The 23,771-nt window shown below is 60.0% G+C and carries 22 protein-coding genes; 15 read left to right on the forward strand and 7 right to left on the reverse strand.

Annotation, left to right across the window (positions count from 1 at the left end):
- Positions 1 to 252 precede the first annotated feature (252 nt).
- A complete protein-coding gene (locus C1949_RS07010; protein WP_104737753.1) occupies positions 253 to 1,296 on the forward strand; it encodes an AraC family transcriptional regulator in 1,044 nt (347 codons plus the stop codon).
- Between the two features lie 248 nt (positions 1,297 to 1,544).
- Here C1949_RS07010 and C1949_RS07015 read toward each other — a convergent pair whose 3' ends face one another.
- Together C1949_RS07015 and C1949_RS07020 are read right to left on the reverse strand one after the other, a co-directional pair.
- A complete protein-coding gene (locus tag C1949_RS07015; RefSeq protein WP_104737754.1) occupies positions 1,545 to 2,915 on the reverse strand; it encodes a DUF1329 domain-containing protein in 1,371 nt (456 codons plus the stop codon).
- Between the two features lie 25 nt (positions 2,916 to 2,940).
- The gene (locus C1949_RS07020) at positions 2,941 to 4,764 is read right to left on the reverse strand and encodes a DUF1302 domain-containing protein (RefSeq protein ID WP_104737755.1); all 1,824 of its coding nucleotides are present in this window, start codon (positions 4,762 to 4,764) and stop codon (positions 2,941 to 2,943) included.
- 476 nt (positions 4,765 to 5,240) lie between these two features.
- Between C1949_RS07020 and C1949_RS07025 the strand changes: the two genes are divergently transcribed.
- Positions 5,241 to 6,266 carry a helix-turn-helix transcriptional regulator gene (locus tag C1949_RS07025; protein WP_104737756.1) on the forward strand — a complete coding sequence of 342 codons (1,026 nt, stop codon included), beginning with the start codon at positions 5,241 to 5,243 and terminating at the stop codon, positions 6,264 to 6,266.
- On the opposite strand, the gene C1949_RS07030 is transcribed toward C1949_RS07025, so the two are convergent.
- Positions 6,267 to 7,112 (reverse strand): class I SAM-dependent methyltransferase, encoded by an 846-nt coding sequence (locus C1949_RS07030; RefSeq protein WP_104737757.1) that lies wholly within the window; start codon positions 7,110 to 7,112, stop codon positions 6,267 to 6,269.
- 144 nt (positions 7,113 to 7,256) lie between these two features.
- Between C1949_RS07030 and arsS the strand changes: the two genes are divergently transcribed.
- The 12 genes from arsS (at position 7,257) to alkB (ending at position 20,231) form a co-directional block, all read left to right on the forward strand.
- Complete coding sequence (gene arsS / locus C1949_RS07035) at positions 7,257 to 8,225, forward strand: arsenosugar biosynthesis radical SAM (seleno)protein ArsS (RefSeq protein ID WP_104737758.1); 969 nt, start codon at positions 7,257 to 7,259, stop codon at positions 8,223 to 8,225.
- Positions 8,226 to 8,246: 21 nt separating this feature from the next.
- Positions 8,247 to 9,629 carry an SLC5/6 family protein gene (locus C1949_RS07040; protein WP_104737759.1) on the forward strand — a complete coding sequence of 461 codons (1,383 nt, stop codon included), beginning with the start codon at positions 8,247 to 8,249 and terminating at the stop codon, positions 9,627 to 9,629.
- Positions 9,626 to 10,585: a metallophosphoesterase family protein gene (locus C1949_RS07045; protein WP_104737760.1), complete on the forward strand. Its 960-nt coding sequence runs from the start codon at positions 9,626 to 9,628 to the stop codon at positions 10,583 to 10,585. The genes C1949_RS07040 and C1949_RS07045 overlap by 4 nt, the downstream gene beginning before the upstream one ends.
- A complete protein-coding gene (locus C1949_RS07050; RefSeq protein ID WP_104737761.1) occupies positions 10,582 to 12,723 on the forward strand; it encodes an FAD-dependent oxidoreductase in 2,142 nt (713 codons plus the stop codon). Before C1949_RS07045 ends, C1949_RS07050 begins: the two co-directional genes overlap by 4 nt.
- Positions 12,687 to 13,397, forward strand: a complete 711-nt coding sequence (locus C1949_RS07055; RefSeq protein ID WP_104737762.1) for a TIGR04283 family arsenosugar biosynthesis glycosyltransferase — start codon at positions 12,687 to 12,689, stop codon at positions 13,395 to 13,397. Before C1949_RS07050 ends, C1949_RS07055 begins: the two co-directional genes overlap by 37 nt.
- 177 nt (positions 13,398 to 13,574) lie before the next feature.
- Positions 13,575 to 14,204, forward strand: a complete 630-nt coding sequence (locus C1949_RS07060) for a TIGR04282 family arsenosugar biosynthesis glycosyltransferase (RefSeq protein ID WP_104737763.1) — start codon at positions 13,575 to 13,577, stop codon at positions 14,202 to 14,204.
- 161 nt (positions 14,205 to 14,365) lie between these two features.
- Positions 14,366 to 15,562 (forward strand): acyl-CoA dehydrogenase family protein, encoded by a 1,197-nt coding sequence (locus C1949_RS07065; protein ID WP_104737764.1) that lies wholly within the window; start codon positions 14,366 to 14,368, stop codon positions 15,560 to 15,562.
- Positions 15,563 to 15,658: 96 nt separating this feature from the next.
- Positions 15,659 to 16,423 (forward strand): SDR family NAD(P)-dependent oxidoreductase, encoded by a 765-nt coding sequence (locus C1949_RS07070; RefSeq protein WP_104737765.1) that lies wholly within the window; start codon positions 15,659 to 15,661, stop codon positions 16,421 to 16,423.
- A gap of 94 nt (positions 16,424 to 16,517) precedes the next feature.
- The gene (locus C1949_RS07075) at positions 16,518 to 17,564 is read left to right on the forward strand and encodes a phosphotransferase (RefSeq protein WP_088273703.1); all 1,047 of its coding nucleotides are present in this window, start codon (positions 16,518 to 16,520) and stop codon (positions 17,562 to 17,564) included.
- 73 nt (positions 17,565 to 17,637) lie between these two features.
- Entirely contained in the window at positions 17,638 to 18,474 is an 837-nt protein-coding gene (gene surE / locus C1949_RS07080; protein ID WP_104737766.1) for a 5'/3'-nucleotidase SurE, read from the forward strand.
- Between the two features lie 171 nt (positions 18,475 to 18,645).
- Positions 18,646 to 19,434, forward strand: a complete 789-nt coding sequence (locus tag C1949_RS07085) for an SDR family NAD(P)-dependent oxidoreductase (RefSeq protein ID WP_104737767.1) — start codon at positions 18,646 to 18,648, stop codon at positions 19,432 to 19,434.
- Positions 19,435 to 19,577: 143 nt separating this feature from the next.
- The gene (gene alkB / locus C1949_RS07090) at positions 19,578 to 20,231 is read left to right on the forward strand and encodes a DNA oxidative demethylase AlkB (RefSeq protein WP_211287096.1); all 654 of its coding nucleotides are present in this window, start codon (positions 19,578 to 19,580) and stop codon (positions 20,229 to 20,231) included.
- Between the two features lie 22 nt (positions 20,232 to 20,253).
- On the opposite strand, the gene dapA is transcribed toward alkB, so the two are convergent.
- A complete protein-coding gene (dapA, locus tag C1949_RS07095) occupies positions 20,254 to 21,162 on the reverse strand; it encodes a 4-hydroxy-tetrahydrodipicolinate synthase (protein ID WP_104737768.1) in 909 nt (302 codons plus the stop codon).
- 322 nt (positions 21,163 to 21,484) lie between these two features.
- Entirely contained in the window at positions 21,485 to 21,814 is a 330-nt protein-coding gene (locus C1949_RS07100) for a nuclear transport factor 2 family protein (protein WP_104737769.1), read from the reverse strand.
- A gap of 116 nt (positions 21,815 to 21,930) precedes the next feature.
- On the opposite strand from C1949_RS07100, the gene C1949_RS07105 reads away from it, so the two are divergent.
- Positions 21,931 to 22,839, forward strand: a complete 909-nt coding sequence (locus C1949_RS07105) for a LysR family transcriptional regulator (RefSeq protein WP_104737770.1) — start codon at positions 21,931 to 21,933, stop codon at positions 22,837 to 22,839.
- Between the two features lie 255 nt (positions 22,840 to 23,094).
- Here C1949_RS07105 and C1949_RS07110 read toward each other — a convergent pair whose 3' ends face one another.
- A complete protein-coding gene (locus tag C1949_RS07110; protein WP_104737771.1) occupies positions 23,095 to 23,370 on the reverse strand; it encodes a hypothetical protein in 276 nt (91 codons plus the stop codon).
- A 75-nt stretch (positions 23,371 to 23,445) separates the two neighbouring features.
- The coding region (locus tag C1949_RS19400; protein ID WP_170063017.1) for a hypothetical protein at positions 23,446 to 23,771 on the reverse strand (326 nt) is incomplete at its 5' end.

Consider the following 23,771-nt stretch of genomic DNA (forward strand, 5'->3'; position numbering starts at 1 on the left):
CGTTAGATTTGAATCATGGGTTCGAGACGACGCAAGCCGTCTAGCACCGGAACCAAGTCTGTCACGAGATCAGAGCGCGATTTGGCCGATTCGGACGAGTTTTTTGGCCGAAAGGGACATTCACGCTCTGAATACCCTTGATCCAAAGCCCGCAATTATCCGTTGCATAATTTTGCACAATGGGTGTTTGTGTTTTATTGTTAACGCCACTTGCAGTCGATCAAAATAATAAAACAAAGGCGTCTTAAGCCAATGACTTCACAGAACCATGCTCTTTCTTCAGAGCGCGTGCACGAGCGCTGCTTCTGGGCGCAGGGGATAGCCCAGGGACTTGAGCTATACGGCAAGAGCGTCCGCGATTTACCGTCGGACCTGCGCCAGCATTGCAAGCTGACAGACCTTAGTCAGACCCACGTCAGTCAGAGCGACATGAATCGCCTCTGGAACGCCGCAGCCAAGCTCTCTCAGGATGAGTGCTTCGGATTGCGTATGGGCCGCCATTATCAATCCAACACACTGTCACTGCTCGGCCTCGCGGCCGCATCGAGCGAAACGCTGGGTGACGCGATACAGCGCCTGATTCGATTCATGCCTGTTTTCAGCAGCCAGGTCCAGCTGTATTCAGTTGAAGACGACCAATACCTGACCCTCTACTTTCAGCCCCGTGGAAACCCGCACCCATTGCACATGGAAGCGGTAATGAGCCAGTGCAACAAGATCTGGGAAGGACTGGGCATTGGCAAAGCCTCTCTGATGCTTGAAAGCCGACTGACAAGCGAACACGAGCGCAATCGCGATCTATGTGAAACCCTGCTTGGCAGTCGAGTGCGCCTGGGGGCCAAGCGAATGTCGTTCCGCCTCAATCGGGGCCTGCTACGCACTTCCTTGCCCAGCGCCGATGCCTTTCTGCGCAAACGCCTGGACGCCTCTCTGGAAGACATGCTCAGCGACCTGCCCAATCTGGACTTCGCCGAACAGGTCAAGCAGCGCATCCGCGTACTGGTATCCGAGCGTGAAGTGTCCGAAGAGCTGGTTGCCACTCCTTTTAACATGAGCCCGCGACACCTGCGCCGCAAGCTGAGTGAAACCCGTACCACCTATGAAAAGCTGCTGGATGAAGTGCGCATGGAGCTGGCGATCCGCCTTATAAAGGAAGGGAAGCTCAATCTCGGACGCATTGCCTTCGAGCTGGGCTTTCTCGACCCAAGCAGCTTCACCCGCGCATTCCGCCGCTGGACTGGCATGAGCCCAACCAGCTTCCGCAGTCAGGCCAATCAGACCGCGATACCCTCCTGAGCGACCCGGGGCAAAGACATCATGTCAGCGCCCCATCCTTCCGACGCCGCCGTTGGCGCAACCGCCCAAAGCAAATCCTTGAGCACCCACACCAGAGACAAGGCCCAATGCGGCCCATGAGCACGATCAGTGTTCCTCAGCAACGTGCCCCTTTGCGAATGGCAGGATGGCCGCCAGCAAAGTACAGGGCCCGAAGACAAAAAAAGGGAGCCTTTCGGCTCCCTTCTTTCTACTGCGACCAGCTTGACTCAGCGAACACCGGAAGCACGTAGTGCGGCCGGAGTGAACTGGGTATAGCTCGGGTCGAAGTCATACTGCGGCGCAGAGTTTTCTTCGGTGTACATACCCAGAGCAATGTAACGACCTGCCAGCAGGTCATACAGTGTCTCGATGGCGTAACCCGGGATCTTCTGCTGATAGTTGAAGCCAAGGTGACCTTCACCTACACGCCACAGGGTGCCGCGACCGTCGTAATGGTCAGCCAGGCTGATCATCCAGGAGTCTTCGTCAACGAAGAAATTACGCTGGGCGTAAATGTGACGTTGACCTTCCTTCACGTTGCCCTGAACTTCCCAAACGCGATGCAGCTCAAAGCGGGTGTAGTCGGGGTTGATGTGACCAGCTTGCAGCACATCAGCGTATTGAACGCCCGGTACGGTCAGCTTGCCGCTGTTGTACGGAATGTAGATCTCTTTCTTGCCAACCAGCGTCCAGTTGTAACGGTCAGGCGCACCGTTATACATGGAGAAGTTGTCAGAAGTACGCATCCCGTCAGAAGCGGTACCTGGACCGTCGTAGGCAACCTGAGGTGCACGACGAACGCGACGCTGACCGGCGTTGTAGACCCAAGCCATACGCGGCTCTTTCAGCTGATCGAGACTATCGTGTACCAGCAGGACGTTACCCGCCAAACGCGCAGGCGCACTTACGCGCTGCTTGAAGAACAGCAGGGTGTTCGGCATGGAGGAGGCGTCCACATCCGACATCTGCTCGGGGTAACCCACTTCTTCTTCCATCTTGATCAGAGTGAACGAACCGTTGGTCTGCGGCATGGCCTGCATGTACCAACGGTGGACGTTCAGGCGATAACGGGTGTTGTGGTTCCACACTACCTCAGCACCGGACTTCGGAATCGGGAAAGCAAATGAGCCGTGTGCGAAGTTGGAAATACCGTCGCCGCCATTGACCAGCTTGGCCTGACCGGCAGTTGCCTTGACCTGATCATAGACAGACTGCGGGAAGCCCACAGAACGCTGGGTCTGGTAGATCGGCATGCGGAAGGTTTCCGGATAACGCTCGAACAAAGCGATTTGGCCCGGAGTCAGGTTAGCCTTGTACTGCTCCAGGTTCTGAGCAGTGATCACGAACTCCGGCTGGTCGTCCTTATAAGGACTTTCCAAGAAGTTGTTCGGCAGGGACTGGCCCGCGTCGGTCGGCAAGCCACCGGTCCAGGCCGGAATGGTGCCAGACGCATTGCCAGCCTTCTCTGCGCCGATCGGCGTTAGAGAAGTACCCAGCTGATCGATTTCAGCCTGGGTCAGAGTTTGCGCCATTACAGAGGATGCCATCAGGCTCAGAGCCAGACCACCAGTACCCATCAGAGTTTGTTGCATACGCATAATTGTTGTTCTCCTGTGGTCAGTCTTAGAAGCTTACGCTGAAGCTGACTGACGCAAAGTCACGGTCAACGGCGGTGTTGTACTTGCCGTCGAAGAAGTCGGTGTAGCTGATGCTGGCGTTGTACTTGTTGCCGTAGTCAGCATTCAGACCAACGCTGATTGCCTTGGCGTCTTCAGTGAAGTTCGGGCCGTAGCCTTCCACGTCGTGCGACCAGGACAGGTTCGGGCTCAGGTTGATACCGGCAATGACGTTGCTGTAATCCAGCGTCGCACGGATGCGGTAGCCAGAAGACCAGGAAGTGTAGAAACCGTCGTTCTCACACCAACTATTCCGATACTTCGAGGTCGAAGTTTGAGCAGAAGCACACTGCCCCGCAACCACACCAGCAGGAAGAGAACCTTCATCTCCGTTGTAAGGACTTTGTCCGAACAGCGAGTCACGACCAAACTTAACATCTCCGAGACCACCGATGTAGTTCACGCCGGCCTCACCAACCAGTGAAAGACGGCTAGCACCCAGCACGCGATCAAAGAACTGAATGACACTAACTTGTGCCTGCCAGAATTCCTTGCGCTCATAACCCTGAATGTAGGATCCGAGGGCAGCGCCGTTGTAGTCGCGGTGGGTGTTATCAGCGCCAAGCTGCAGTGCAGTACGGCTCATGTCACCGGTATTGATCTGCATCGGCATGTTCGGGCGGTAACTGATTTCACCACCGACGGAGGCTCCAGCAACGGAAGTCTGGAAGCTCACGCCATACAGACGGATATCTTCTGGGTACTCGAAAAAGTAGCCAGCAGGACCAACCACACCATCGATACCGGGGACACCGCTGGCCCCTGGCACAGCACCGCCACCAGCGATGTTCGAATAGATGGGAGTGCGGCTATGGTAGTTCATTGCATAGAAGCCAAACTCCGAATCGTTCAGCTCCGGCACAAACCAGCGGAATGCCACACCAAACTGCCCTTCGTCTTTTGCTTCCTGGTCCTTTTTAGCGCGCACGATGTAGCGGCTAAGCCCCGGGTTATATGGCCAACCAGTGCTCAGGTTAGGATTACCCTGCTCCCAGTCAACGCCATTAACAACCAAGCGGTCTACACAGCCTTTTGCCAGGGTATCTGAACCAAAAAATGTACCGCAGTTGTCCAGAACGGTCGGAGCCCACTTAAGCTGATAGAAGGCTTCCACGCTCAGATTTTCGGTCAGGCCCTGAGAGAGGTAAAGCATTTCAACGGGCAGCAGACCTTCTTTCAGCTCAGCACCCGGGCGCCGCAGAGCAGCCACGTCAATCGGATTGATGGAGTTGATGGAGTTCTGAATGAAGGTAGACTCACCCCAGCTGACAACCTGGCGACCAAGACGAACGTTACCTGGGTTGTTGCCGATAAAATAGTTGTGATAGACGAACGCGTCGAGCAACGCTACACCAGCGCCCTTCTGCAGCGGATCACGACCGGAATCGTCGATATCATAGAAGCTTTGGTGACCGTCTTTGGTTTCAAAATCATACCAGTACTTGCCACGGAAGAAGGCACCGGAGTCGCCGTAGCGCAGTTCCAGATCGTGTACACCACGGAAGATTTTGGAGAAGACATCACCGGAACCATAGTTCTGGCGACCATCATCAGAGGTACGAGCCACAGCGTAGCCGCCATTTTCCACAGAGATAAAACGACTATCAGCATTCTGCGTCGACATGCTCACGCCAACGGACAGCTGAGAGTCCAGTTGAGCTTCGACTTCACCGATATTGAAAGCTACTGCGTTTGCAGAGCCAGAGAAAGTGGCCATGCCAATCGCCAGAGGCAATGCGGCAAGAGACCAGCCATGCATTTTTTTTGTCATTGTGCTGCTCCGTTTGGGTGAAATGAACGCACGCACCACAAGTGCGTGTTCAAGACCCACGCAGTCTGTCACGAGGCCAGCACGAAAGACTTGCCCCGAACGGCCAACATAATTGACCGCAGAGGACATTCACCCAGTGAATTGACGGTAAAAACAAAACACCAAGCAACCTCACAGGAATCGCAAAAACCGGTATAAAGGAGCCAAGCATCGGGAAAACAGCGATTTAGAGCGGTTAATGTCGGAAACTCTCAGCCATCAAGCACGTCGCAGCCTCCTGCCACGAGTACCGAACAGCTCGCAGACATACACCAGAACAGCTCTATGGCGCCGATTCTGTCGCAGTACATTCGTTGCAACATAATTTTGCTCTGCGGAATTATTAACGGGCTTTTCTACGGCCCGATTATCGCTATACTGCCGACGGAAAAAGACAAAACTCGATTTTGTCACAACAATAATGGATCAGTGTGTCGATGCTAGAACACTCAAGCTCAGATTCCTTCGCACGCGTACGCGAAAGTGCTTTCTGGCTGCGCGCCATGGAACAGGCACTCAAGCAGTACGGCGTTTCCCTTGGTGAGTCACAACGCCTGTCACCCTGGATCTCATTACCGGTCGGCCAACCTCAATTTGTAGATCAAGAGCTGTGTTCTCACGGCTGGAGTGAAGCTCTGCGGGTGTCGGAAGACCCTCATTTCGCTCTGCGCATGCACCGGGTTTTCGTCCCCACCCCCTTTGCCACGCTGGCCTTGGCCGCCGCTGCCAGCGAAAATATCGACGCCACGCTGTCGCTATTAAGCCGCTTCTTCAGCATTTTCAGCATCCAGTTGAAACTTGTTTGTGAACCGGACGAGGACGGCGTTGCACTGACGCTGCGTCCGATCGGCACGCCGCATCAGCAACACCTGGAAGCCGTCATCGGCTACCTAGCCCGCTACTTCAACCGGCTGGACCTGGACGATCAAGGCCTGGTTCGCAAACTTCAGCTGGTGCGCAGCGAAGAGGACCCGGACGGCCAACGCCGCCTGTTCGCTCGCAACAACGTGGTGTTTGGCGACAGCTACGCTCTCGTACTGGATCGCCGCCTGATGCACAAGCCGCTGGCAACCTCCAGCCCGTTCACATTACCCAAGCTGGTTGAGATTCTTGAAGCCATGCTGGCAGTGCTGCCCAGTAACGATTTGAGCGAACAGGTAAAAAGACGAATCCACTTATTGCTCGGCTCAGGTGACATCAGTGCCGAGCGTGTAGCCGCGCCGCTCAACATCAGCCCACGCCACCTACGCCGCAAGCTTAGCCAAGAAGGCACCAGCTACGAGCAACTGGCCGACGATGTGCGCAGAGAAGCCGCTATCCGCATGATCAGCGACGGCGACCTATCCCTGACCAGCATTGCCTACGAACTCGGTTTTCTCGACCCCAGCAGCTTCACCCGCGCGTTCCGCCGTTGGACCAACATGAGCCCAACGGCCTATCGGCGCGAGCTAAGCAAGCGCTGATCAGGCCTCCGGCTTAATAAACAGCAGCGTCATCCGGTCACTTTCACCCACCGCAAGGTAGTGCGCACGCTGTTCGTCGCCCAACCGCAGGGTCGGCGGCAATGTCCAGACGCCCTCCGGGTGCTCAGTTGTGTCGCGCGGGTTCTGGTTGACCGGGCTGACCGACAGCAACTCAAAACCAGCGCTGGCCGCCAGCTCGCGCACCTTCTCTTCAGTGACATAGCCTGACTCGATCATCTGCTCCAGCGAGGCACCTGCTTTCGCACGGTGCTCCACCACACCCAGCATGCCGCCCGGTTTGAGCACCGCAAAGAACTTGTCAAACATCACCTGGGCCTCGCCTTCTCCCGCAGCAAGCCAGTTATGCACGTTGCGAAAGGTCAGCACCCGATCCGCACTGCCCGGCTCGGAAATGGCCAGATCAGGGTCGTAATTCAGGGTGGCGAGTTGCACCCGGTCGTAACGCTCCAGATGCTCTGCCAGCTTCGCCTCGAACTGAGCACGGGAGCGCCGGAAAAAGCCGACGTCACTCTCCGGGTCAAAATGCGCGGCAATCAGCGTACCCTTGTCACGCAGAAGCGGCGCCAACACTTCGGTGTACCAGCCGCCACCGGGCCAGACTTCCACTACAGTCTGCTCGGGAGTCACGCCGAAAAAGGTCAGAGTTTGCTCGGGGTTACGGTAGGCGTCGCGAGTAACATTAGTGATGGTACGACCACTGTTGCCAACGGCGGCGCGAATCGCTGCCACCTGCGTCTGGTCAAGCTGTGGCGGAGTTGTCGCTGCTGGCTCCTGAGCCTGGACAGTGGCGGCGCTGAGCAGCAGGGCATAAGCTAGTTTTCGCATGGTCTTCCCTCTGTGCAAACGTGCTTTATGGCAGTGTGAATACGAGACTGAGATCAGCCGGCATAGTTCAGTCATGCATCAGAGTTCAGTCATGTAACAGATGCGCTTTAACTGCGTCTGTTACATAACCAACGAGGAGATACCGTGCGCGATACCCTGCCCCTGCTCAATACCCTGGACTTTCCGCCGCTGCGTCGTGGCGCGCTGGAAACGCTGCAGGTAAACCTGACCTACCGCTGCAACCAGCGTTGCCTGCACTGCCACGTCAACGCCGGCCCAACCCGCACCGAGGCCATGTCGGACGAGCTGATCGAGCTGCTGTGTGACGTCATTGACGCTCACCCGGTCAGCACGCTGGATCTGACCGGCGGGGCGCCGGAGATGCATCCGCAGTTTCGCACTTTGGTCACCCGCGCCCGCGCAGCGGGGCTGAAGGTGATCGACCGCTGCAATCTGACCATTTTGTCCGAACCCGACCATGAGGATCTGGCGCAATTCCTTGCCGATTCGGGCGTGGCGATTTCCGCCTCCCTGCCCTGCTATTCGCGCGACAACGTCGACAGCCAGCGCGGCGACGGCGTGTTCGAGCGCAGCATCGCCGGGCTCAGGCAGCTGAACGCGTTGGGCTACGGCCAGCCAGGCAGCGATCTGGAACTGAATCTGGTCTACAACCCGCAAGGCCCAAGCCTGCCGCCACCGCAGCAAGCGCTGGAAGCAGACTATAAACAGCACCTGCAGGAAGACTTCGGCATCCAGTTCAACCACCTGCACACCATCACCAACCAGCCGATTGCCCGCTTCGGCAGTACCCTGGTAAGTCGCGGCCAGTTCAACCAGTACATGCAGCTGCTGCGCGACAACTTCAGCGCGGACAACCTGCCCGGCCTGATGTGCCGCAGTACTGTCAGCGTCGACTGGCGCGGCTATTTATACGACTGCGATTTCAACCAGATGCTGGAGCTGCCCATGCCGGTACTGGCGTCGGACCGTCCGCACCTGCGTGATCTGCTCAACGCCGATCTGCCCGACCACCCCATCGCCACCCGCGACCACTGCTTCGCCTGCACCGCAGGACAGGGCTCCAGCTGCGGCGGCGTTCTCAACACAAACTGATCAGGGACAGGATTGCACCAAATGACCGCAACCAGCCTTACCGGCCTGTTTTTCTGGGGCTTTCTGATCGCCTACGGCGGCTTGATGTACTGGCTCTCGCCGCGCACTGTGACCATTGGCGGCTTCTTCAATGGTGAAGACAGCCAGGGTCGCCAGGCCTCGCCACTGCTGCTGACCACCAGCATCTTCATCAGCTGGATCTTCGCCAAATCGGTCACCAATGCCGCCAATCTCGGTGCCGAATTTGGTCTGGTCGGCGGCCTGGCCTACGCCACCTACTGGCTGTCTATCCCGCTCTGCGGGCTGGTGATCTACCGCCTGCGCCGACGTTTTCAGGCAACCAGTCTGGTCAGCTTTCTGACCAGTAACTACGGCCGCGGCGCTGCGCTGGCGTTCTCCGCGGCCATTCTGATTCGCCTGTTCAACGAGGTCTGGAGCAACACCGCCGTGGTCGGCGGCTACTACGGCGACAGCGGCAGCCCGGCGTTTATTGGCGCAGCACTGCTGTTTACCGCTGTGACGCTGGCCTACAGCCTGCGTGGCGGGCTGCGCAGCTCAATCCTGACCGACGCGGCGCAGGCGGCGATCTTCGTCATCGCACTGGTCTGGGTGCTGGGATTGGTATTGCCGAATCACAGCACCGCCGAGCTGACCAGCACCAGACACTGGGCGCTCAACGCCGGTGTGGATCTGTTTCTGGTCGCCTGCCTGCAGCTGCTTAGCTACCCCTTCCACGACCCGGTACTGACCGACCGAGGCTTTATCAGCGAAGAGAAATCCATGCTGCGTGCCTTCACCCTGGCTGGCGTGCTCGGGTTCGTTGCCATTCTGGCCTTCAGCCTGATCGGCGTGCACGCCACCCTCGGTGGCATCGAGGCCGGTGGTAACGTACCAGCGGCGCTGGCGAAAAGCCTCGGCGTTGGCGCGCTGATTGTGATGACGCTGGTGATGATCTCCGCCGCTGGCTCCACCCTGGACTCGACCTTCTCCAGCCTCGCCCGCCTCAGCGGCCGCGAGTTGCCCGCCCTGCTGCAGCGTGATCTGGGCCAGAAGGCGATTGGTGTCGGCATGGCCACCATGCTGGTGTTCGCCCTGCTCGGCAACCTGCCGATGCTCGCCGGCACCGACATTCTCAAGGCCACCACCATCAGCGGCACCATGGTCATCGGGTTGGCCCCGGTGTTCCTGTTGCACGGCTTCGTGCGGCCCACCCGTCTCGGCTTTCACCTGAGTTTCTGGACCGGTATCGGGCTGGGCGTTGCCCTCACCCTCGGCTGGATTCCGCAGAGCTGGGCTATTGGTGACGGTCGCTACGCGCTGCTGCTCGGCACCAACCTGTACGGGCTGATTCTGTGTACCGCCGGCTACCTGTTGCCCGGCATGATGATCCGGAGAGCCGCATGAGCAAGGGACACAGTTGCCCGGCAGACTATCGTCTGCCCGCCGAGACCTTCAGCGCCCGCGCAAACCTTGCGTGCGACGTGCTGTACGTGATCGGCGGGCTCTATGGTAATCGTCAGGCGCTGGACGCCATCGAGCGGCGCGTCGCAGGCGAACCCGGCGCAACAGCCGTGTTCAACGGTGACGCCCACTGGTTCGACCACGACCCGGCGGTGTTCAGCGACATCGAGCAACGCCTGCAACGGCACTCCCCGCTGCGCGGCAATGTAGAAACCGAACTGGCCCGCGCGGGCGACGACTTTGGCTGCGGCTGCGCCTACCCGGAGCAGACCGATGCCGTCACGGTCGAGCGCTCCAACCGCATTCATCAGCAACTGCAACAGACAGTGGACGGTATGCCCGGCATGGCGGAACAGCTCGGCAACCGCCCCGCCACCCTGATAGCCGAGGTCGCCGGCGAGCGCATCGCCATCACCCACGGCGATGAGCAGTCACTGGCCGGCTGGCAGTGCGATCATGCCCGACTGCAAAGCCCCGAACGCCAGCAGCAACTGGACCACTGGTTCGCAGAAAACCGCATCCGTGTGCTGGCCTGCAGCCACACCTGCAGCCCGGCCGCGCTGAGCAACGGCGAGTGGGCGGTGATCAACAACGGTGCCGCCGGCATGCCCAACTTCAACAACGGCCGCTATGGCCTGATCACCCGCATCGCACCGCGACCCTCTGCAGCAGCTATCTATCGCGCGCAGGTCGGGCCGCTGGTGGTCGAAGCACTGCCCGTCACTTACGATCAGCGCGCCTTTGCCGCTGAGTTCAAACGCCAGTGGCCTGACAACTCATCCGCTGCGCTGTCGTATTGGCAGCGCATCAACCAAGGAACCGACATGACGCCCGAACAGGCCTGCATCAAGGGCTTTACCCTCGCCAACACGCTTTGTGCGCTGGAGATGCTGTCATGAACCTGCGTCGTCTGTTGCTGCTGGCCGTGGTCGTGGCGCTGGTCGCGGGGTTCTTTGCCTCGGGTCTGCAGCAGCACCTGAGTCTGGACGCGCTGAAAACCCAGCAACAGGTCCTTGAACAGCAGGTGACCAACCAGCCAATGCTCGCCAGCGCCCTGTATGTGGGGCTCTATGTGCTGGTGACGGCGCTGTCGCTGCCCGGCGCCGCGCTGCTGACCCTGATCGGCGGCGCCCTGTTTGGCCTTGGCTGGGGTCTGCTGCTGGTGTCCTTTGCTTCCACCGCCGGCGCCACATTGGCGATGCTGATCAGCCGCTTTCTGTTGCAGGACTGGGTTCAGCAGCGCTTTGGCTCACGACTGGAACGCATCAACCAGGGCATCGACCGCGAAGGCGCGTTCTACCTGTTTGCCCTGCGGCTGGTGCCGGCGTTTCCGTTCTTTCTGATCAATCTGGCGATGGGCCTCACCCGCCTGCCCGCCCGCACCTTCTGGTGGGTCAGCCAACTCGGCATGTTGCCCGGCACCCTGGTTTACGTAAACGCCGGCCGCGAACTCGGGCAGCTGGACTCACTGGCCGGCATCCTCTCGCCGGGCCTGCTCGGCGCCTTCGTGCTGCTGGGACTGTTCCCACTGATTGCCCGGCGCCTGCTGGACGTGATCAAGGCCCGTCGCGTCTACAAAGGCTGGCAGAAGCCCAAACAGTTCGACCGCAATCTGGTGGTAATTGGTGCTGGCAGCGGCGGACTGGTCAGCGCGTACATTGCCGCAGCGGTCAAGGCCGACGTCAGCCTGATCGAGAAACACGCCATGGGCGGCGATTGCCTCAACACCGGCTGCGTGCCCTCAAAGGCGTTGATCCGCTCGGCAAAACTGGCCGCCGAGGTCCGCAAGGCGCCCGCGTTGGGCTACAGCCACGCCGAAGCAACCGTCGACTTTGCCGCGGTAATGGAACGCGTCCAGCGGGTAATCAAGCAGATCGAGCCACATGATTCGGTCGAGCGCTACACCGACCTCGGCGTCGACGTGATCACCGGTGAGGCGCGCATCACCTCACCCTGGCACGTCGAGGTAAACGGGCGCAGCATCAGCACGCGCAATATCATCATCGCTGCCGGTGCGCGCCCCCTGGTACCGGAGTTGCCGGGGCTCGACAGCGTGCCGATGGTCACCTCGGACACCGTATGGAAGCTGCGCCAGCAACCGCGCCGGTTGCTGGTACTCGGCGGCGGCCCGATCGGCTGCGAGCTGGCACTGGCCTTCCAGCAGCTCGGCTCGCAGGTCATCCAGGTTGAGCGCGGCAACCGCCTGCTGCCCCGTGAAGACGCCGACGCCAGCGAACTGGTGACGGTCAGTCTGGGCAGCGCAGGGGTCGATCTGCGCCTCAACCACCAGGCCGAGCGCTTTGAACTGCGCAATGGCACACCGACCGTTATCTGCCGCTCGCAGGACAGTGACCAGTCAGTAGAAATCGAGTTTGACTGCGTGCTGGTTGCCCTCGGCCGGGTAGCCAACACCCAGGGCTATGGCATCGAAACGCTGGGCCTGACAGTGCGCGACAACGGCACGCTGGAGACCAACGAGTATCTCGCCACCCGCTTCCCCAACGTTTTCGCCGTGGGGGATGTAACCGGCCCGTACCAGTTTACCCACGCGGCATCACATCAGGCCTGGTATGCCGCCGTCAACGCGCTGTTCGGCAGCTTCCGCCGCTTCAAAGTGGATTACCGGGTACTTCCGCACTGCACCTTTACCGACCCGGAGGTCGCCCGCGTCGGGCTGTCGGAAACCGAAGCGCAGGAGCAAGGGGTGAAATATGAGGTAACCCGCTACGGTATCGACGACCTGGACCGTGCTATTGCCGACGAAGCCGCAGAAGGCTTCGTCAAAGTCCTGACCGAGCCCGGCCGCGACCGCATTCTCGGCGTCACCATCGTCGGCGCCCACGCCGGTGAGCTGATCGCCGAATACGTGCTGGCGATGAAGCACAACCTCGGCCTGAACAAGATCCTCGGCACCGTACACAGCTACCCAACCCTGAGCGAAGCCAACAAGTACGCCGCTGGCCAATGGAAACGTGCCCATCAGCCGGAACGCCTGCTGCAATGGGTAGCACGCTTTCACGCCTGGAGGCGCGGTTGAAGCTGTCGATCATCATGCCGGTGCGCAACGAAGCTGCCGGCATCGTTGCCGCCCTTACGCCGCTGCAACCACTGCGCGGCGAGCTGGAACTCATTCTGGTCGATGGCGGCAGCATCGACGAGACCCTCGCCCTCGCTGCGCCGCTGGTCGATCAACTGATTCAATCAGAGCCGGGCCGGGCAACCCAGATGAACGCTGGAGCGGCGCTGGCCCACGGCGATTGGCTGCTGTTTCTGCACGCCGACACCTGCCTGCCCAACGGCTTCATCGGCCTGCTGCCGGAGCCAGGCAGCCCGCATCGCTGGGGCCGTTTTGACGTCCGGCTCAGCCCCTCCTCGCCGCTGCTGGCGGTGGTCGCGTGGATGATGAACCTGCGCTCACGGCTGACTGCGGTCTGCACTGGCGATCAGGCCATCTTTGTCGAGCGCCGCCTGTTCGACCAGTTTGGCGGCTATGCGCCTATCGCCCTGATGGAAGACATCGAGCTGAGCAAACGGCTGCGCCGCCAAAGCAGGCCGCTGTGCCTGTCCGAGCGCCTCACCACCTCCAGCCGACGCTGGCAGCAGAACGGCACCCTGCGCACCATCGCGCTGATGTGGCAGCTGCGGCTGCGCTACTGGCTAGGGGCAGATCCAAGCGAACTGGCCCGGCAATACAGTGGTCGACGCAATTAAACATGACCAGCAGCCGGCGGACGCAGCAGCCTGCCAGCGAAGAATCTATGCTGAAACACGGAACGACGACCTGCGTCACAAAAAAGCGCCATTGCCCGAGCATACCCGCCGGGCTGGCGAACATTTTGCAGGAGTCTAGGTCACAGCACCTAAGTGCCCCGCAAGCGAGAAACAGCCATGCAATTTGAATCCGCCTTCCTGCCCCTACTGATCTTCGCCAAGGCACCGGAGCCGGGCCAGGTGAAAACCAGACTGATTCCCGCTCTCGGCGCCGGCGGCGCCCGCGATCTCTACCTCAAACTGCTGCAACGCACCCTGACCCAGACCTTCGACTGGCCGGGGCAACGCTTCCTGTACGCCACCAATCCAGAGCACCCAGTACTGCGCGCATTGGCCAGCGAACATGGTCTTAAGCTGCGGCAACAGTGCGGTGAGGACCTCGGCGAACGCATGGCCAATGCCATTGCCGAGCATCCCGATGGCGCCCTGCTGATTGGCAGCGACTGCCCCAACATGGACAGCACACACGTGCTCGCCGCCTGCCGTGCACTAAATCGGCACGACACCGCGATCATTCCCAGTGAAGACGGCGGCTACGTGCTGATCGGCCAGCGTGAAGCCAACCCGGCCCCCTTTCAAAATATGGACTGGAGCCACGAGCAGGTCCTGAGCGATACCCGCCAGCGCCTTGAAGCCGCTGGCCTAAGCCTGTGGGTAGGCCCAGCGCTCTGGGATCTGGACACGCCCGAGGACCTAGCCCGTTTGCACGGCGAGCTGCGAGACACAACGCTGCAGAATGCAGTGTGAGGAATTTGTCTCGCCCGCACTAATAATGCATACCCCATGTTATTAGGTTGACTTATGCATACCTATTGCCACTGACGCTACATCGTTCTCCTTTGGCGCGGGTGACTATATGGTCAGCAGCATCGCACGCCCCCCAACGAACCATTGCCAAAGGATTCAACATGTTTGACCTCAGCCCCCGCGTACAGGACCTGAAAACCAAGCTTCAGGGTTTTATGGATGAGCACATCTACCCCAACGAAGCCGTGTTCTACGAGCAGGTAAAACAGAATAAGTGGGGCCACCCGGCAATCCTTGAAGAACTCAAGGAAAAGGCCCGTGCGCAGGGTCTGTGGAACCTGTTCCTGCCCGAATCCGAGCGTGGCGCCGGCCTCACCAACGAAGAGTACGCCCACCTGTGTGAAATCATGGGCCGCGTTTCCTTCGCCGGTGAAGTCTTCAACTGCAACGCGCCGGACACCGGCAACATGGAAACCATCGAGCGCTACGGCAATGAAGAGCAAAAAGAGCAATGGCTCAAGCCGCTGCTGGCGGGTGAAATCCGCTCCTGCTTCTCCATGACCGAACCGGACGTAGCCTCCTCCGATGCCACCAACATCCAGTGCGAAATCCGCCGCGAAGGTGACGAGTACGTCATCAACGGCACCAAGTGGTGGTCCTCCGGGGCGATGAACGAGCACTGCAAGATCGCCATCGTCATGGGCAAGACCGACGCCAACGCGCCGAAGCACCTGCAACAGAGCATGATTCTGGTGCCGCTGGACACCCCCGGCGTGAAGATCGTTCGTGACCTGCATGTATTCGGTTACGACCACGCCCCGCACGGCCATGCCGAAATCGAATACAACAATGTGCGCGTCCCGGTTTCCAACATCCTGCTGGGTGAGGGTCGCGGCTTCGAGATCGCCCAAGGTCGCCTTGGCCCGGGCCGCATCCATCACTGCATGCGCAGCATCGGCATCGCCGAACGCGCACTGGAAGCCATGTGCCGCCGTGCTGGCGAGCGCGTTGCCTTTGGCAAGCCGATGTACAAGCTGGGCAGCGTGCCAGAAATGATCGCCCGCTCCCGTTGCGAGATCGACCAGGCCCGCCTGCTGACCCTGCATGCCGCCCGCAGCATGGACAAGTTCGGCAACAAGGTTGCCCGTCAGCAGATCGCCATGATCAAAGCTGTTGCCCCGACCATGGCCTGCAACGTCATCGACCGCGCCATTCAGATCTTCGGCGCCAAGGGCGTGTGCCAGGACACCTTCCTCGCCTCCGCCTACGCCAAGGCCCGTACCCTGCGTCTGGCCGACGGCCCGGACGAGGTGCATCTGAACGCCATCGCCAAAATGGAAATGAGCCAATACCTGTAAGGGCAGCGTCAAGCCGCAAGCTCCAAGCCTAAAGCTGACCGTGCACTGGTTTTAGCCTGAGGTTTGAAGCTTGTGGCTCGAGCAAAGCGAGGTTCTATGAGCAAGCTGTTTGATCTGACCGGCAAGGTCGCCATCATCACCGGTTCGACCAAGGGCATCGGCAAGTCGATTGCCGAGGAATACGCCAAGGCTGGCGCCAAGGTTGTGATTTCCAGCCGCAAGGCCGACGTTTGTCAGCAGGTTGCGGACGAGCTGCGCAGTCAGGGCTTCGATGCGCTGCCGGTTGCCTGCCATGTGGGCGACAAGGCCCAGCTACAGAACCTGGTTGATCGCACCCTCGAAGCCTTTGGCCGCATCGACGTGCTGGTCTGTAACGCTGCCACCAACCCGGTCTATGGCCCGACCCACAAAGTCAGCGACGAGGCCTTCGACAAGATCATGGGCACCAACGTCAAGGGCACCTTCTGGCTGTGCAACATGGTCATCCCGCACATGGTCGAGCAAGGTGGTGGTTCCATCGTCCTGCTGTCAAGCATTGCGGGGCTGCGTGCCAGCGCCAATATCGGCGTCTACGGCATGTCCAAGGCGGCTGAAGCCGGCCTGGCCCGCAACCTGTCGCTGGAGTGGGGCCCGCAGGGCATCCGCGTCAACAGCATCGCCCCCGGCCTGATCCGTACCGATTTTGCCCAGGCCCTGCTGGAAGATCCGGACCGCCTGCGCAAGGTGGAAGAGAAGCTGCCACTGCGCCGCGTAGGCGAGCCGGTGGACATCGCCGGGGTGGCGCTGTTCCTGGCTTCCAGCGCTTCGGCGTACGTTACCGGGCAGACCATCGTCGCCGACGGCGGCGATACCATTGCCTGATAACGCCTGATTCACCTCGCTGTTCAACGCGCCAGGGTTCGCCCTGGCGTGTTATTTTTGCCTACTTGACCCATCAACAACAGGATCTTCAAAGATGAGCGGAGCGACCCTGATTGACGTATTGCCTGCCCACAAGTTCGACGAGGCAAAGCTCGCCAACTACCTGCAGGACTACCTTCCGGGAGCCAACCAGGGCATCAAGGTGCAGCAATTTCAGGGTGGCCAGTCCAACCCGACATTCCTGCTGGAAATCGCCGGCAAGCGCTACGTACTGCGCAAGAAGCCGCCGGGAAAACTGCTGCCGTCAGCCCACATGGTCGAGCGCGAGTTCCAGGTCATCAACGCCCTGGGCAAGACCGACGTGCCGGTACCAACCGCACGCCTGCTGTGTGAAGACCCAGAGATCATCGGCACCGCGTTCTACGTTATGGATTACGTCGAAGGCCGCGTCTACTCCCAGCCGCTGCTGAGCGAGGTAGCGCAGGAAGAGCGCATGCCGATCTACCAGTCCATGATCGAAACCATGGCCAAGATGCACAACGCCGACTGGAAGGCCATCGGCCTGGAAGGCTACGGCAAGCCCGACAACTACATCGCCCGTCAGGTCAAACGCTGGGGTGGCCAGTTTGAAGCCAGCCGCACCCACGACATGCCCGCTATGGACGCCCTGATGAAGTGGCTGCCGGAGAACATCCCGGCTGATGAAAGCACCACCATCGCCCATGGCGACTTCCGAATCGGCAACCTGATGCTGCACCCGACCGAGTCCAAGGTCGTATCCATCCTCGACTGGGAGCTGGCAACCCTCGGCCACCCGCTGTCGGATCTGGCCTACTGCTGCCTGCCGTACCACATGCCGGTCAACGTCGACGGCGCCAAGGGCATGGTCGGTGCCGATCTGAAATCCCTCGGTCTGCCGGAAGAGCAACAACTGCTGGATTGGTACTGCGAATACACCGGCCGCAGCGGTGTGCCGAACTGGAACTACTACATCGCCTTCTCGTTGTTCCGTCTGGCCGCCATTGTGCAAGGTGTTTACCACCGCGCACTGCAAGGCAACGCCAGCAACGCCGACGCCCTGGAAGTCGGCAAACGCGCCAGCCTGCTGGCTGAGCGCGGCTGGGAAATCGCCCAGAAGTAAGACCAAACGGGGCCGCGTCAGCTGCCCCGTTGCACATTCAAGCCCCACCCGTTTCCAACAATGAGGATTGCCAATGAGCAAACCCGTCAAGCGCGTACTGCTGACCAACGACGACGGCTGGCGCGGCCCGGGCCTGCAAGTGCTCGAAGAGATTGCCAACGAGATCGCCGAGGAAGTGTGGATCGTCTCGCCCGATCTGGACCAAAGCGGCGTGTCCATGTCCATCTCCGTCCACCACCCGCTGCGCGTTCACCAGTTTGAAGAACACCGGTTCAGCGTCAGTGGCACTCCCAGTGACTGCGTCCTGCTCGGCGTTGCCGAACTGCTGCCGGTCAAACCCGATCTGGTGCTATCCGGCGTCAACAACGGCGCCAACATCAGCGACTCGGTCGCCTACTCCGGCACCATCGGCGGCGCCCTTACCGGCACCCTGCTTGGCATTCCGTCCATCGCCCTCAGCCAGGCCTACATCCCCGGCAACGACGTACATTGGGAAACCTCCCGCCAGTACGGTGCCAACCTGGTTCGCCAACTGCTGGACGCCGGCTGGCCGGAAGACTGTGCCATGAACATCAACTTCCCGGCACGTGCACCAGAAGACGTCCGTGGCGTCGCCATCTGCCGCCCGCAACGCGGCAGCATCGGCGGCGTGAACATCGAGCGCCGGGAAGACACCCGCGGCGTGCCCTACTACTGGCTCGGCTTCCAGCGCCAGACCGACCGCATCACCGGCCGCCAGACCGACGTCGGCGCCCTGCGCGACGGCCTGATCGCCCTGTCCCCGGTACGCTTCGAACGCGACATCGCCAGCAGCTGGAAAGTCGACACCAGCGACATGGCCAACCAGTTGGGTATTGATCCGAACGGCGACAACGTCGCTGTAGCGGATGATCCGAGTATTAGTCATTAACGCAGCTGCAAGCTGCAACAGGGTGCGCAGTGCGACAGGCCAGTCAATTGTTTTCACGGCCTGTAACGCCCCTGCTGGACTTTGAGACAACCCGCGCAGGTCAACACCGCGCCAGCTTTGCTTGCAGCTTGTCGCTTGTGGCTTGCCGCTTTCGCCCCAAAGGAGTTTGAAATGCAACGCTTCGAGAACAGAATCGCCCTGATCACCGGTGCCGGCAGCGGCATCGGCCGTGCCACCGCCAAACGTCTGGCCAGCGAAGGCGCGCGCCTGATGCTGGTGGACCGCAACGCCGAAGGTCTGGAACAGACCATCAAGGAACTACCGGCCGGCGCCGAGGTGCTGCACCGCGCACTGGACGTCAGTGACGAAGCAGCCGTTGAGCAATGCGTCGCCGACACCGTGGCCCACTACGGCCGCCTGGACGTGCTCTGCAACAACGCCGGTATCGCCGGTGGTGACTACAGCATCGCCACCGATCAGAGCCTGGAAACCTGGCAGAAGATCATCAACGTCAACCTGTTCGGCGTCATGCTGTTCACCAAGTACGCCTCGCGTCAGATGCGCGACCAGAACGGCGGCGCTATCGTCAACACCGCCTCGGTGGCAGGTATTCGCTCCGGCGCTGGCGGTAACGCCTACAGCGCCTCCAAGGCTGGCGTGATCAACTTCACCATGACCGCCGCCTGCGACCTAGGCCAGTTCAACATTCGCGTCAACGCCGTCTGCCCCGGCCTGATCGAAACCGGCATGACCGCCCCAGTGTTCAAGTACGCCCGCGAGAACAACAAGGAAGAGAAGCTCGGCACCCGCTGCGAGCTGCGCCGCTATGGCCGTCCTGAAGAGATCGCCGGTGCCATTGCCTTCCTCGCCAGTGAAGATGCCAGCTACGTTACCGGCCAGGCCCTGGCGGTTGACGGCGGCAACACCGCGTCACTCAACCTGCCCGGCATGAAGTTCTAATGCCCAGAGGTCTGTCGCCCCCGTCACCCAACGGGGGCGGCTTGAGCCTGCCCTTCCCTTGCGCCATCATGGCCGGACGCACTCAACCACCGGCCGCCCCATGCTGTACCTCACCCTGCCACACCTGATCCCGGATACCCGCCATGCAAGGCCTGCTTGACCTTGGCGCGCCCGAGCCAGCGACAAAGCAGCAGATCGGCCCGGACGCCTGGCTGCTGAAAGGCTTTGCCCTGAGCGATGCCGACGCCCTGCTGGCCGCCATCGAGCAGATCGCCGCGCAGGCGCCCTTTCGTCATCAGGTCACCCCCGGCGGCTACACGATGTCCGCGGCCATGAGCAGCTGCGGCGCCTACGGCTGGGTGACGGATCGACACGGCTATCGCTACAGCCCGCAAGACCCGCAAAGCAACCAGCCCTGGCCCGCCATCCCCGCGCTGTTCGCAGAGCTGGCCGAGCGCGCCGCGCATAGCGCCGGTTTTGCGCACTTTGCGCCGGAAGCCTGCCTGATCAACCGCTACACCACCGGCGCGCGCATGGGCCTGCATCAAGACAAGGACGAGCAGGACTTCACCGCCCCCATCGTCTCGATCTCCCTCGGCGCACCCATCACCTTCCTGTTTGGTGGTCCCAACCGCAGCGACCCAACCAGCCGCTGGCTGCTGGAACATGGCGACGTGGTGGTCTGGGGCGGCGTCAGCCGGCTGTATTTTCATGGTGTCAGCCCGCTGGGCAAAAAGGCCAGCCATCCCACTACCGGCGCGGTGCGTTACAACCTGACCTTCAGGAAAGTACGCTGAACGCAGCGGGTACTCCGCCCGGTCATCCAACGCACTGCAGCTCGCCAGGCAGCGGCGCGCAGGGCTCCTCCCCCAGCATCTGCAGCACCCGATGAAGCAACTGAGCTGTCGCAGCCGCGGTCGGCTGCATCGGCTCCCGTAGTTCATTGGCCACCATCCCCTGCAGCGCCAGCGCGTATTTGATGACAGCAGGGTTGGGCTCAGCGAAGGCGATCTGTATCCAGGGCTGCAAACGAAAGAAAGTGCGGCGCGCGGCAAGCAGGTCGCCCCGCTCCAGCAGCCGGTGCATCTGCACAAACAGGTCGGTACGGATATGCGCGGCCGCCGATATGGCACCGACAGCGCCCAGGCACTGACTGGCAAACATCTGCACATCCTCACCAGCGAGCACGTTGACATTGCCGTCGACAACCAGCGCCATGGTCGTCTCCGCATCCCCACCGCAATCTTTGACCGCGACGATGCGCGGGTGACGCACGATGCGTCTCAGGGTCTCGCGCTCAATCCGCACCCCGGTGCGATAGGGAATGTCATAGAGCACCACCGGCACCGTCGCCGCATCGGCAACCGTTTGAAAGAAGCGTTCCAACCCCTGCTGAGAAGGGCGAATATAGCAAGGCGCAGGCACCAGCAGCCCGGCCAGAGAACGCTGCTGGACCTCATGCTGAAACGCCAGCAGTTCACGCAGGTTGTTGCCGCTCAACCCCATAACCACCTGCTGCGGAGGCGCCCACTGCAGCACCGCATCCAGCACCGCAAGCTGCTCGCCCTGACTCAACGCCGCCGCCTCGCCGGTCGAGCCGCAGACCACCAGCCCCGACACGCCATCGGACAGCAAGCGCTCCACCAGCCCCTGCAGCGCAATAAAATCCACCTCTCCCTCACGGAATGGTGTAACCAGCGCCACCCAGATCCCACGAAAATCAGACATGCAAAAACTCCTTGTGGCAGACCGTCAAGTCACCGTCAGGAGGCGTGGGGATCAAACGTGAGGGAGGTGTAACCTAGCGCATGTTGTCCTGTCAGCCCATCTGACGGGACAGCACGCCCCGGTCAAATGAGCGACTGTTTCTTGGATTTCTTGGCAACGGAGACGCACACGCCGACCGAGGCGAGAAGCCCAGGTGATAGCAGCGAATGGTCAAAGGAAGGGAACATGTAATGCCCGTTGCGTAAAATCCAGCCCGATAGTACGAAGCAGCAGGCGGAGCTGTCAACGCCGCAGTGCCAGCTAACGGCTCGCCCGCCCCGGCTCAGCTGCCAATCTCAAGCAACTTGATGCGCCCGCCGTCAAAGGCAAAGTGGTGCTGCAGCTCCACCGGGCTACCCGGGAAGTTGCCCGTCAGCCGCGCGATGACCACCAGCGCCTCACCGTCCTGCCAGGATTGTAGCGGCACCGCTACATAGCTGTACGCCTGTCGGGCAGCAAACTGCCACTCGACAATGGCCGCCAAACCCTGATGGGTCTGGTTTTCATCGCGTACCGTAGCGTCGTCGCAAAAACACTCGGCAAGCCGCGTCATGCCCTGCCCATTGCTGACTTCAAAATAGGTCTGTACGACATCCGGCAATGCAATACTCATGATGTGCTCTCCTCTTCCGCAAACAGTGCGGGAACAGCAGTCATCTTGCCGGGCCATTCTTAATTTGCTCAACTGGGATTAAAATAACGACCTATCCCAAAAAGCAGGATAATCCAATGGCGATTTCGCGTATCGGACTCAATGAACTGGAAGCCGCCCTAGCAGTCGCCCGGCGCGGCTCCTTCCGCCAGGCCGCTATTGAGCTCAACGTCTCGACCAGCGCCCTGAGCACCACCATCGCCAAGCTGGAAGCCGCCATCGACACACGCCTGTTCAACCGCACTACCCGCAGCGTATCGCTGACCGAGGCCGGCATCCTGTACCTGCAACAGGTGGGCCCGGCACTGGAAAACATGCGCGCCGCACTGGGCGAGGTGCGCACCCGTCACGCCGAGCCAGCCGGCGTGCTGCGTATCAATGCCTTCGCCAGCGCCGCGCGTTCGGCCCTGCTGCCGCTGATGCTCGACTTCCTGCAGCGCTACCCCAAGGTACACATTGATCTGGTGACCGAAGGCCGCCTAGTCGACATCGTCGCCGACGGCTTCGACCTCGGCCTGCGCGCGCGCAATCTCGTGCCCGCCGACATGATCGTGCTACCACTGGGGCAGGCCCAGCGCTACGCCATCGTCGCCAGCCCCGCGTACCTGAACACCCATGGCCGTCCAGCCTCGCCAGCAGACCTGCTAAATCACCCGTGCATCCGCATCCGCCTGCCCAACGGAGGCATCTACCCCTGGCACTTGGAAAAGGACGGTGAGCACATCAAGCTGGAGGTCAACGGACAACTCACCCTGGACGACGCCAGCGTGGTCAAAGCAGCCCTCAAGGCAGGCGCAGGCCTCGGACTACTGATGGAACAGGACGTCCAGGAGGAGCTGGACGCCAGACAGCTAGAACGCGTGTTGCAAGACTGGACACCACCCCGCCAAGAGCTCTGCCTCTACTACCCCAACCGCCGCAACCCTTCAGCGACGCTGAAGGCATTTATCGACTTGGCACGGGAGCACGCGCGCGGTGAGCAGTAACAGGCGCGGAAGGTCGCCCGTCCCGGCACCAACTGCAAACCAGCCTCAGAGTGTGCTGATACGGTATTCAAGCAGCTATATGAACGCCTGAAAGCCCAAGGAAAACCACCCAAAGTCACCCTGATTGCCTGCATACGCAAAACGATTGAGATGCTTAATACTGCGCTCAAGAACCAGAAACCGTGGCGTGAAAAAACAGCTTGATGTTGGGCGTTTACACCACAGTCACTTGTTAGCGCCGTGACACGAATAGCGCTAATCATCTTTGTCTTTGGTTTTTAAAGTCTCCACGTAATCTGCAATTCTTTTTAACTCTTTCGCAATCTCCAAGTTGCTTTCCAGCAATTGGGTGTTGATATTTTTTCCATTTTTAAAAGTCATTGCCCGCATAATCAACCAAAAGACAACTAGAAATATAACAAGCGGAAAAGCGGCAACAAAAATCTGCTCCAAAAATGGCTTCCCTGCTTCTTTCCCAGCCAATACTGGAGCACTAAATAAAGCCAAACCAACCAAGATCCAAGCTTTCATATATGATCCCCATTAGTGCTAACAACCAAAGCGGCGGCGCACTTATGCGGCCAGCTGATTTTGCTTGTTAACTATTTATGCCATTTTATTTGGATTTGTAGCAACCAGCATAAAAAAACTTATTACCGTAATAACCACTCCGATTAAAAACACAAAGAAATTATTCTTAGTCCTCTCCCAATTGACGAATACAAGAGGGGGATAAAAAAACACCCAAATGACCAATAACCCAATAAGCCAACCAACACTTTTCCGATAACCGATGATAAACGACCAAATATAGGACACACCGATCAAAATCATCCCCAAAACACCTAAAACTTCGCCGATTTCTCTCATAATTTCTCCTATATGGATAACACTGAGCACACCGGCGCCACGCCAGTGGCGTCCGGTGCTGT

Origin of the sequence: Halopseudomonas oceani (assembly GCF_002903165.1) — a bacterium.
Lineage (GTDB): Bacteria > Pseudomonadota > Gammaproteobacteria > Pseudomonadales > Pseudomonadaceae > Halopseudomonas > Halopseudomonas oceani.